Origin of the sequence: Methylobacterium sp. Leaf456, assembly GCF_001425465.1 — a bacterium.
Taxonomy (GTDB): domain Bacteria; phylum Pseudomonadota; class Alphaproteobacteria; order Rhizobiales; family Beijerinckiaceae; genus Methylobacterium.
Genome location: NZ_LMQV01000034.1, coordinates 15,819 through 26,168 on the forward strand (window position 1 = coordinate 15,819; position 10,350 = coordinate 26,168).

The following is a 10,350-nucleotide window of genomic DNA, read 5'->3' on the forward strand; positions in this document are numbered from 1 at the left end:
CAAGTCCGGCCGTGTCTTGCCGCGCTGCAACAGCGGTTTGGCCTAAAGTCCACCTTGATCCGCCGGGCCGATCGGCTTTCTCTCCCGCGGAACGCCGGGCACGGCCAACCAACAATGTGATGGAGGATTCGCGATGAACAAGCCGGAGTTCCTAGCCGACGCCAAGACGAAGTCGCCCTTCTCGGCGCGCTACGACAATTTCATCGGCGGCCAGTGGGTCGCGCCGGCCAGCGGCCGCTACTTCGAGAACACCTCGCCGATCACCGGCAAGGTGATCTGCGAGGTCGCCCGCTCGGACGCGCAGGACATCGAGAAGGCGCTCGACGCCGCGCATGCCGCCAAGGAAGCCTGGGGCCGCACCTCGCCCGCCGAGCGCGCCCGCATCCTCCTCAAGATCGCCGACCGGATGGAGGAGAACCTCGATCTGATCGCGCTGGCCGAGACCTGGGACAACGGCAAGCCGATCCGCGAGACCACCGCCGCCGACATCCCGCTCGCCATCGACCATTGGCGCTACTTCGCCAGCTGCGTGCGGGCGCAGGAAGGCGCGATCTCCGAGATCGACCACGACACGGTCGCCTACCACTTCCACGAGCCGCTCGGCGTCGTCGGCCAGATCATCCCGTGGAACTTCCCCATCCTGATGGCGGTGTGGAAGCTCGCCCCCGCGATCGCCGCCGGCAACTGCGTGGTGCTGAAGCCCGCCGAGCAGACCCCGGCTTCGATCCTCGTCGTGATGGAACTGATCGGCGACCTGCTGCCGCCGGGCGTCATCAACGTCGTCAACGGCTTCGGCCTGGAGGCCGGCAAGCCGCTCGCCTCCAACCCGCGCATCGCCAAGATCGCCTTCACCGGTGAGACGACCACCGGCCGCCTCATCATGCAGTACGCCTCGCAGAACCTGATCCCGGTCACGCTGGAGCTGGGCGGCAAGTCGCCGAACATCTTCTTCGGCGACGTCGCCAACGAGGACGACGACTTCTTCGACAAGGCCCTCGAAGGCTTCACGATGTTCGCCCTCAACCAGGGCGAGGTCTGCACCTGCCCGAGCCGCGCGCTCGTGCACGAGTCGATCTACGACCGCTTCATCGAGCGCGCGATCAAGCGCGTCGAGGCGATCACCCAGGGCTCGCCGCTCGACCCGGCGACCATGATCGGCGCGCAGGCCTCCTCCGAGCAGTTGGAGAAGATTCTTAGCTACGTCGACATCGGCAAGCAGGAAGGCGCGGAGTGCCTCACCGGCGGCGCCCGCGGCAACCGCGACGGCGAACTCGCCGACGGCTTCTACATGCAGCCGACGGTGTTCAAGGGCCACAACAAGATGCGGATCTTCCAAGAGGAGATCTTTGGGCCCGTCCTCTCGGTGACCACCTTCAAGGACGACGAGGAGGCGCTCTCCATCGCCAACGACACGCTCTACGGCCTCGGCGCCGGCGTGTGGACCCGCGACGGCACTCGCGCCTACCGCTTCGGCCGCGCCATCCAGGCCGGCCGCGTCTGGACGAACTGCTACCACGCCTACCCGGCGCATGCGGCCTTCGGCGGCTACAAGCAGTCCGGCATCGGCCGTGAGACCCACAAGATGATGCTCGACCACTACCAGCAGACCAAGAACATGCTGGTCAGCTACTCGGCCAAGAAGCTCGGCTTCTTCTAAGAACCTCCAACCTCCCGAGACCCACCTCCAGCCCCGGCCGAAAGGCCGGGGTTTTTTTGTTTTTGCGAGCCGGCGGTGCGGAAAAACCTCGGGATCGTGCCGCATCTTCACCGAGCCCCACCCGCGACCGCTGCCGGTTAAGCGAGGCCCGGATGGCGCCCTCGCCAAGGACTGGTTTCGACCCAGTGCAGACAATGCGTCGGTCCGCTTTCACCGATCGAGCGCGCGTCCGCTCCAATCGGACCCTTCGCGTCCGGTGCCCATGTCGGATCGAGGTCGCCACAATGTAGCAGTCAAGCAGCCCTGACGCTGACCAGGAAGCGGGCGACCTCCTGGCGCAACTGCTCGGCTTGGTCCGACATGTCGGAGGCGGCCTGCAGGACGTGGTCGGCGGCGAAACCGGTCTGCTCCGCGGCCTCGGCGACCTCCGCGACGTGACCCGTCACGGCGCGGGTGCCCTGCGCGGTGCGGCCCACCCGGTGCACGATCACGCTCGTGGCCGCGCCCTGCTCGCCGACGGCGCCGGTGATCGAGGCGGCGACCGTGTCGATCTCGCCGATTCGCGCGGTGATGCCGCCGATCGCCGCCACCGCCTGACCGGTCACCCCCTGGATGCGGGCGATCTGCCCGGTGATCTCGTCGGTCACCCGCGTCGTCTGCGTGGCCAGCGCCTTCACCTCGGAGGCCACCACCGCGAAGCCCCGCCCGGCCGAGCCGGCGCGCGCCGCCTCGATGGTCGCGTTCAGGGCGAGGAGGTTGGTCTGGCTGGCGATGTTCGAGATCAGGGCGACCATCTCGCCGATCTGCCCGGTGGCCGCGCTGAGTTCCCGCACCACGCCGGCCGTCCGGTCGGCATCCGTCACCGCCCCGCGGGCGAGGTTGGCCGATTCCTGCATCTGACGGCCGATCTCGGAGACCGAGGAGCCGAGTTGCTCGGTCGCTGCCGCGACGGCATCGACATTGGTCGCTGCCTCGCCGGCAGCGGCACTCATCCGGGCGGAGCGCTCGGCGGTGTGCCCCGCGGTGACGCTCATCGTCCGCGCGGTCTCGCGAAGCTGGGCGGCGGAGGTGCCGACCGTGCCGACGATGCGGCCGACGGACGCTTCGAAGCCGTCGGCGAGGCTGCGCACCATCGCGCTGCGTTCGGCGGCGGCGCCGGCCTGGGCCGTCTCGGCCTCGAGGGCGCGGCTGCGAACGAGGTTGTCCCTGAATACCTGGACGGCGGCGATCATCGCTCCGATTTCGTCCCGGCGGTCCGTGGCCGGGAGGGCGACGTCGAGGTCGCCGCCAGCGAGCCGGGTCGTGTCGCCGGCCAGCCTGACGAGCGGCTTCGAAAGGGTGCCCGAGAGCCAGAATGCCACGCCCGCACCCACGGCGACGGTCGCAGCGGAGAGGCCGAGCATCAGCCAGATCTTCCACGCCATCGCCGCACCCGTGGCGCCGATCTGCGCCTGCGCCTCCTGGCCGGCCAGAACCACGGCTTCGTCGAGATCGCGGCCGATCGCGGCGCTGTGGCGCGCCATCACCGCCAGGGTCGGGATCGCCCGCGCCTTGCGCAGACCCAGCAGGATCTCCGCGTCCGCGCGCCATTGCCGGGCCTCGGCCTCGGCGGTGCTGGACAGGGCGAGCATCCGCTCCGAGAGGGCCGAGCCCTTCAGGCGGCCGAGCCCCGCATCGAGGGCGTCGGCATTCGCGGTGAACTCGCCGCCGATCCGCTTCACGTCGAGGAGGTCGGTCATGGCGGTGACCCTTGCCACGAGGGCCTCGGCCCGGCGGAAACGATCGCGGGCGGTGCGGCTGGCCTCGTTCGCCTCGACCGCGCGCCCGGCGAGACCGGAAAGCTCCTCGAAGGCGGAGAGGCCCGTGAGGCCTGTCATCGCGGACAGGAGCCCGCCGAGCAGCATGAAGCCGAGAAGCGGCAACAGGATCTTGTGGCGAATCAACATTGCGGATTCGTCTCGTCGTTCGTCCGGGTGGGACGGCGTGGAAAATGGGAAGGGACGGGCCAATCAGTTCGGCAGGTTCGGCAGCGCCGTCTCGGTCTGGTCCGCGGTCAGCGAGCGCAGGAACGCGATCAGGTCCGCGCGCTCGCCGTCGCTGAGGCTGACCGGCTTCATCAGCGGCGACCGCGAGGGACGCGCCAGGCCGCCGTTCTCGTAGTGGGCGATGATCGCTTCGAGATCCGCGAACTGTCCCGCATGCCCGAACGGCGCCCGGTAGCTCAGGTTGCGCAGGCCGGGCGTCTTGAAGGCGTGCTTCGCGTAGCGGTCGTCGGGATCGATGGCGGCGCGGCCGATATCCTTGGTGTCGATGCCGAGATCGTGGAACTTGTTGTCGGTGAAATTCCAGCCGGTATGGCAGCCGGCGCAGGCCGCCTTGCCGGTGAACACGGCAAAGCCCCGCTTGGCTTCGCCCGACATCGCAGCCTCGTCGCCGTCGATCCAGCGGTCGAACGGCGCCCAGCCGGAGACGACGGTCCGTTCATAGGTGGCGATGGCCGTCAGGATCGTGTCCTGCGTCACGCCCTTGCCGGGAAACAGGGCGTCGAACGACGCCTTGTATTCGGGGATGCGCTTGAGGCGGGTGATGATCTCGGGAAACTTGCCGTCCATCTCGGCGTCGGCGGTGATCGGGCCCATCGCCTGGGTTTCGAGGTCGGGCGCGCGGCCGTCCCAGAACAGGGTCGGGATCCAGGCGGCATTGAGCACCGAGGGGGCCTTGCGGGCGAGCGGCTTGTTGGTGGCGCCGATCGCGCCGGGAACCGGCACCTCGAACCCGAAGGACGGGTTGTGGCAGCTTGCACAGCTCAGGTTCTGCTTGCCGCTGAGACGGGGATCGAAGAAGAGCATTTTGCCCATCGTTGCCATCTGGGGCGAATAGGGAGCCTCGTCCGGGAAGGGGATGTGCGTTGGGCGCTTGTAGGCAGCTTTGGCGGACTCCAGGCTCTGCGCTCCGGCCGTGAGCGAGGCGAGGCAACCGATCGCGAATTGCACCCCCGCAAAGAAACCGAACCTCGGAAGCATTCGTACAGCCCCTAGTGGCGTTTAGTATGTTTTCAGCGTGTTATGTTGCATATGTTAATTTATCTTCAAGCGATGGATTGCCCCCCCCACGCATTCGGCCAACCACCGAATTCGCAAGATTTGAGGAGATGCCTGAACCAACAAAGCGTCCGTGACGCTGCAACTAGATCCTTATTCGGCAGTTCCTGGTGGCGCTCACATCGGACTGGTCGGTAGTGTCTCAGTTTGAATTTTCGGCGGTCTTCTGGTCCCATCGGCGCAGGAGCCAGAGGGCCGTCAATAAGATAGCGCTTTGCAGAAACGTAAAAATTGAAACGCCAACGATATTTGATGACTTCATTTTTTGTTTAAAGGTGATTCCGGGGTTGCTTTTGATATCTGGCGTGACGTAGTCAAATATATAATATGAGAGCGAGCCAGAGATGATCAAAGTTATAATAACAAGAAATATATAGGCGCGGATAGGCACACGATTCTGCTTGACTAGAACAAATGTGCCTAAAAAGAATGTCGGCAACATGAAAATGGCATACATGACCATCAGCATCACAAAGGTCAATAAAAACTAATAATAAATTGCGTAATACTGTGATTATCATACACAGATGAAGACACCGAGAGAATGATTGACACCGCGAGCCACAACATTAGCGAAGCTGTATACCACGCCTTGAAGCAATAAATCCAATCGCTCCCCCATTTAGGCATCTAAAGTATCGCCTCGCTTCTTGTATGGCCCGCGCTTGCCCGGCGCGGGCGCCGCCGCCTCAACAAGCGCGGCGATGTCTTCCATGCTCCACAACCGATCCGACACGCCCGCCGCCATGGCCGGGCTCATCCGATGCTTCTTGTGCAACATCACGAAGTTGTACCAGACGGTGTAGAGCGCGACCATATGGGCGTGGTTCTCAGACGGGAGCGCCGAGCGCGCCGGACCGGGATCAAATTTCAAGCTGAGACACTACCGACTGGTCGCTTGTGTCTTGAATGTCTGGTTTGAGCCGCGGCGGCAAAACCTGCTTTCCACCCTCGGCGGGCGCTCGCAAGGTCGAACCCGTTGGGCGCGGGTGTGAAAAAAAGCGCGCCCCGAAGGACGCGCTCTGGAGGTCGGCGCTGTCGGATATGGGGTCGATGACAGCGTCGCCGTACTGTAACGCGCCGGTGGCGGCTTAAACAGCCAAGCTGACATCACCGACGCGTGAGGCGTGTTGCCCTGACCTGAATCGGGTTCCGGTACCCCAGTGATCTTGCTGCCTAAATCCGAAAAAATTTCTCCCGTCGAGGAGAGGGTGGAGCCAGATCAATCCCCGCGCACCCGGATCACCCTGGCGCTTCCCCCCTCTACCAGCACCTCGGCCGGCATCGGGTGGCTGAGGAAGCCGGTCGGGCTCGCGGTGAGCCCGTAGGCGCCCGATTGCAGCACGGCGACGAGGTCGCCCTCGGTCAGTTCGGGCAGCGGGGCCGCGCGGGCGAGCACGTCGAGCGGCGTGCAGAGCGGGCCGGAGACGGTGCAGGGCGTGGCCCCCTCCCCTTGCCGAACCGCGACCACGGGAAAGTCGCGCTTGACGATCTGGCCGAGATTGCCGCTCGCCGCGAGATGGTGGTGCATGCCGCCGTCGGTGATGACGAAGCGGCTCCCGCGCGAATGCTTCACCGCCAGCACGCGGGCCACGTAGATTCCCGCCGGCCCTGCGAGATAGCGGCCGGGCTCCAGCACCACGCGGGCGCCCGCCAGCAGCGGGTTTCTTCGGAGTGTCTCGATCAGCGGCGGCAGCCCGGCGCGCAATGCCTCGAGATCGAGCGTCGCGTCGCCGGAAAAGTACGGGATGCCGAGCCCGCCGCCGAGATCGATCGTCTCCAGCGGTCGCGCTGTTTGTTGCGCGATCTGAGCCGCCAGCTCCAGGCCGTAGGCCCATTGCCCGAGCAGCGTGTCGGCCTTGAGCCCCTGCGTGCCGGCGAACAGGTGGAGCCCGACGAGGTGCAGGCGCGGTTGCCCTTCCACTGCGGTGATCGCCTCGGACAGCTCCTCCTCGTCGAAGCCGAACGGCGAGGGTTTGCCCCCCATCCGCATCGCCCCGCCCTGCGCCGTCGCGCCGGGATTGATCCGCAGCGCCACCCGCACGGTCGTCCCGTGCCGCTCGGCAGCAGTGGCCACGCGGAAAAGCTCCTCGCGGTTTTCGAGGTGGATTTCGCCGATGCCGCCCCCGATCACCCTGTCGAGATCGGCCGCCGACTTGCCCGGCCCCGCGAACAGGATTCTTTGGGGTGGGACGCCGGCCTTGAGGGCCGCGTCGAACTCGGCGCCCGAGGCAATCTCGGCGCCGGCCCCTTCTTCGTGGAAGACGCGGATCACCGCCGGGTTGGGGTTGGCCTTGACCGAGTAATCCACCTCGGCAAAGCCCGCGACCGCCGCGCGGAGCGCCCGGTAGGCCCGGCGCAGCAAGTCCGCGTCGTAGACGAAGAGCGGCGTGCCGTAGTTTTGGGCGAGGTCGGTCAGCGGCAGGCCGCCGACGTGCAGGATGCCTGGCGCATCGCGCGAAAAGTTTTCGGCGATCAGGGCTGTGGCGAGATCGGGGGCGGTTTGGCTCATGACAGGACCGCCTCTGGGGCGACGGTGCCCCCCACCGTCTCCCTCATCCTGAGGTGCGAAGCGAAGCGCAGCCTCGGGATGAGGATGGTGGTGGGATGAGCGGGGTGGGAATCACCCATCAGCCCGGATCTCCGCCGCCGCGCGCTCGGCGGTGAGGCGCTTGTAATCGACCTTGCCGTTGGGAGTGGTCGGCAACGCACTCACCGCCTCGATGGTGCGCGGCACGAGATGCGGTGCGAGCGCCTTGCGCAGGCGCTGCATCACGTCCGCGGTCGCGGGCGCCGCCTCGGCGGGCACGGTGACGGCGTGGATGCGCTGGCCGAGGCTCGGATCGGGAAGGCCGATCACGGCCGCCGCGCGGAAGGCGCCGGTCTCCATCAGGGCGGCTTCGACCTCGGTGGGGCTCACCCGGAACCCCTGCGTCTTGATCATCGCGTCCTCGCGGCCGATGAAGCGGAAGAAGCCGTCGCCATCCTCCACCGCGAGGTCGCCGGAGCGGCAGACGAGGGCGGGCGCCTTCCCCTCCGGCGGAAACGGATCGGGCACCAGCACGCGGGCGGTGTCCTCGGGGCGCTTCCAGTAGCCCATCGAGACGGTGGGGCCGCGATGATGCAGGATGCCGGGCTCGCCTGCCTGCGCACGCCGTCCGTCCGGGGTGACCAGAAAGATGTCGGTCTCGGGGATGGCGCGGCCGATCGAGTCGGGGCGCCGGTCGATCTCGTCGGGCGGCAGGTAGGTCGAGCGGAAGGCCTCCGTCAGGCCGTACATCAGCACCACCGCCGTGTGCGGCAGGCGCTGGCGCAGGCGCGCGATGGTCGGCACCGCGAGGCCGCCGCCGGAATTCGTCAAGTAACGCAGCGCCGAAAGGTCGGCCTTGGCGAGATGCGGGGCGGCCCGCGTCAGCAGCGTCCAAAGGGTCGGCACGCCGGCCAGCCCCGTGATGCGGTGGGTCTCCAGCGCGCGCACCACGTCGTCGCCGAGCCGCGGCGTCAGCAGGACGATCCGGGCGCCCTGCTCGACCGTGGTGAGCAACTGGTTGAGGCCGTAATCGAACGAGAACGGCAGCACCGAGAGGATGCGGTCGTCCGACTGAATCCCGAGATAGGTCCGCACGATGCGGGTGCCCGCCAACAGGTTGCCGTGGGAGAGCATCACCCCCTTGGGCAACCCGGTCGAGCCCGAGGTGTAGAGGATCGCGGCCAGCCCCGCGGGGGCGGCCTCTCCGGGGGTGAGGGCCGGCTCGCCGGGCACGGCAGCCTCCTCCGTGAGGATGCGAACGCCAAAAAAATCGTCGAGCGCGCCTTCCAGGCTGTCGGCATGGCCCCGGTCGGTCAGGAGCGCGCGGGCGCCGCTGTCGGCGACGATGTGGCGGACCTGGCGCGGGCGAAGGCTCGGATGGATCGGCACGAACACGCCGCCGGCCGCAGCGACCGCGAAGAGCGCCACGCATTCGCGGATCGATTTCGGCAGCAGGATCGCGACCCGGTCCCCCGCCCCCAGGCCGAGCGCGGTCAGTCGCGCACTCAGCGCGGCGACGCGGGCCCGGAAGGCGCCGTAGGTGAGAGTCTCGGCGCCGTCCACGACGGCGACCGCCTCGTCGGCGCCCGCGCGCGCGAGCAGGTGATGCAGCAGGCTCGGGGCCATCGTTGGGATCAGGCGGGGCGCCGGTCGTCGATGAAGTGGGCCAGCGTGTCGACGCTCTCGAAGTTCGACAGGTCGAAGCTGTCCTCGTCGATCTCGACGCCGAAGCGGTCGCCGAGATGCATCATCAGGTCGAGGATGCCGATGGAGTCGAGGGCGTCGCTGGTGACCAGCGAGGTCGAGCCCGTGACCGAGCCGGGGGGCAGGCCCGGGTTGCGGGCCGCGATGAAGGCGAAGATCGCCTGTTTCACATCAGCCATCGACTGAACCACGGCCGTCGCCTTCCCCCAAACCTCGCGGCGGATGAGGTTCGCGGCTTACGCCCAAACGGGGGCTCAAGTCCATCGCACGCGCTCCGGCTTGACTTGGGGGCCGCCAACCGGTGCCCTCTCGCCCATGATGTCGAGCGACCCGAACAATGCCCCGAGGCCGCGCCGCGTCCTCGTGCTCGGCGGCACCGGCACGATCGGGCGGGCCACCGTGCGGGCGCTGGTGGGGCGCAGCCATGATGTGGTCTGCCTCGTGCGGCCGGGTTCCGATCCGGGGCTGCCGGCGGGGGCCGAGGCGCGCTTCGCCGACGTGACCGATCCGGTCGCCCTCGCCCGCGACGGTGTTCGCGGCGAGGCGTTCGACGTGCTGGTCTCCTGCCTCGCCTCGCGGACCGGCGCGCCCCGCGACGCCTGGGCGATCGACCACGACGCGCAAGCGAACGCGCTGGCGGCGTGCCGGGCGGCGCATGTGGGCCATGTCGTCCTGCTCTCGGCGATCTGCGTTCAGAAGCCGCTGCTGGCCTTCCAGCACGCCAAGCTGGCCTTCGAGGCGGCCCTGATCGCGTCGGGGATCGACTACAGCATCGTCCGGCCCACGGCCTTCTTCAAATCGCTGTCGGGGCAGGTCGAGCGGGTGCGGCGCGGAAAGCCGTTCCTCGTGTTCGGCGACGGCGAACTGACGGCCTGCAAGCCGATCTCCGACGACGATCTGGCCGCCTACCTCGCCGACTGCCTCGACGACCCTGAGCGCCGCAACCGCGTGCTGCCGATCGGGGGCCCAAGCCCCGCGATCACGCCGCGTGCGCAAGGGCAGGCCCTGTTCGCCCTGCTCGGGCGCGAGCCGCGCTTCCGGCAGGTCCCGGTGGGGTTTTTGGATACGATCATCGCCGTCCTGAGCGGGCTCGGCCGTTTCGTGCCGCCGCTCGCGGCAAAAGCCGAGCTTGCGCGGATCGGGCGCTACTACGCCACCGAATCGATGCTCGTCCTCGACCCCGCGACCGGCCGCTACGACGCGGAGGCCACGCCCTCGACGGGTTCGCAGACGCTGTTCGACTATTACGCGCGTTTGGTCCGCGGTGAGGCCGTGGCCGAGCGGGGCGACCATGCGGTGTTTTGATGCCGGTCGCGCTGGAGCCGAGTTTGGTCGGCCCATCCCACCCAACCCCCTCA

General features: G+C 67.6%; 8 protein-coding genes and 1 pseudogene. 2 read left to right on the forward strand and 7 right to left on the reverse strand.

Annotated features, from left to right (window positions below):
- The first annotated feature begins 133 nt into the window (after nucleotides 1–133).
- A complete protein-coding gene (gene adh, locus ASG52_RS15670; RefSeq protein ID WP_056245003.1) occupies nucleotides 134–1,657 on the forward strand; it encodes an aldehyde dehydrogenase in 1,524 nt (507 codons plus the stop codon).
- Between the two features lie 293 nt (nucleotides 1,658–1,950).
- On the opposite strand, the gene ASG52_RS15675 is transcribed toward adh, so the two are convergent.
- The 7 genes and pseudogenes from ASG52_RS15675 to ASG52_RS15700 all read right to left on the reverse strand — a co-directional run bounded on the left by ASG52_RS15675 (nucleotide 1,951) and on the right by ASG52_RS15700 (nucleotide 9,171).
- Entirely contained in the window at nucleotides 1,951–3,603 is a 1,653-nt protein-coding gene (locus tag ASG52_RS15675; RefSeq protein WP_056245005.1) for a methyl-accepting chemotaxis protein, read from the reverse strand.
- 63 nt (nucleotides 3,604–3,666) lie between these two features.
- Nucleotides 3,667–4,680 (reverse strand): cytochrome-c peroxidase, encoded by a 1,014-nt coding sequence (locus ASG52_RS15680; RefSeq protein ID WP_082552597.1) that lies wholly within the window; start codon nucleotides 4,678–4,680, stop codon nucleotides 3,667–3,669.
- Between the two features lie 220 nt (nucleotides 4,681–4,900).
- A complete protein-coding gene (locus ASG52_RS27305) occupies nucleotides 4,901–5,227 on the reverse strand; it encodes a hypothetical protein (RefSeq protein WP_156383994.1) in 327 nt (108 codons plus the stop codon).
- Between the two features lie 153 nt (nucleotides 5,228–5,380).
- Nucleotides 5,381–5,590: pseudogene (locus ASG52_RS15685) on the reverse strand (IS1 family transposase); the annotation flags it as partial.
- A 390-nt stretch (nucleotides 5,591–5,980) separates the two neighbouring features.
- Complete coding sequence (locus ASG52_RS15690) at nucleotides 5,981–7,270, reverse strand: type III PLP-dependent enzyme (protein ID WP_056245010.1); 1,290 nt, start codon at nucleotides 7,268–7,270, stop codon at nucleotides 5,981–5,983.
- Between the two features lie 111 nt (nucleotides 7,271–7,381).
- Nucleotides 7,382–8,914: an AMP-binding protein gene (locus ASG52_RS15695; protein ID WP_056245014.1), complete on the reverse strand. Its 1,533-nt coding sequence runs from the start codon at nucleotides 8,912–8,914 to the stop codon at nucleotides 7,382–7,384.
- Nucleotides 8,915–8,922: 8 nt separating this feature from the next.
- Nucleotides 8,923–9,171 (reverse strand): acyl carrier protein, encoded by a 249-nt coding sequence (locus ASG52_RS15700; RefSeq protein WP_056245017.1) that lies wholly within the window; start codon nucleotides 9,169–9,171, stop codon nucleotides 8,923–8,925.
- 184 nt (nucleotides 9,172–9,355) lie between these two features.
- Here ASG52_RS15700 and ASG52_RS15705 point away from each other — a divergent pair, with 184 nt between their 5' ends.
- Nucleotides 9,356–10,297, forward strand: a complete 942-nt coding sequence (locus ASG52_RS15705; protein ID WP_286159086.1) for an NAD(P)H-binding protein — start codon at nucleotides 9,356–9,358, stop codon at nucleotides 10,295–10,297.
- Nucleotides 10,298–10,350: the final 53 nt, after the last annotated feature.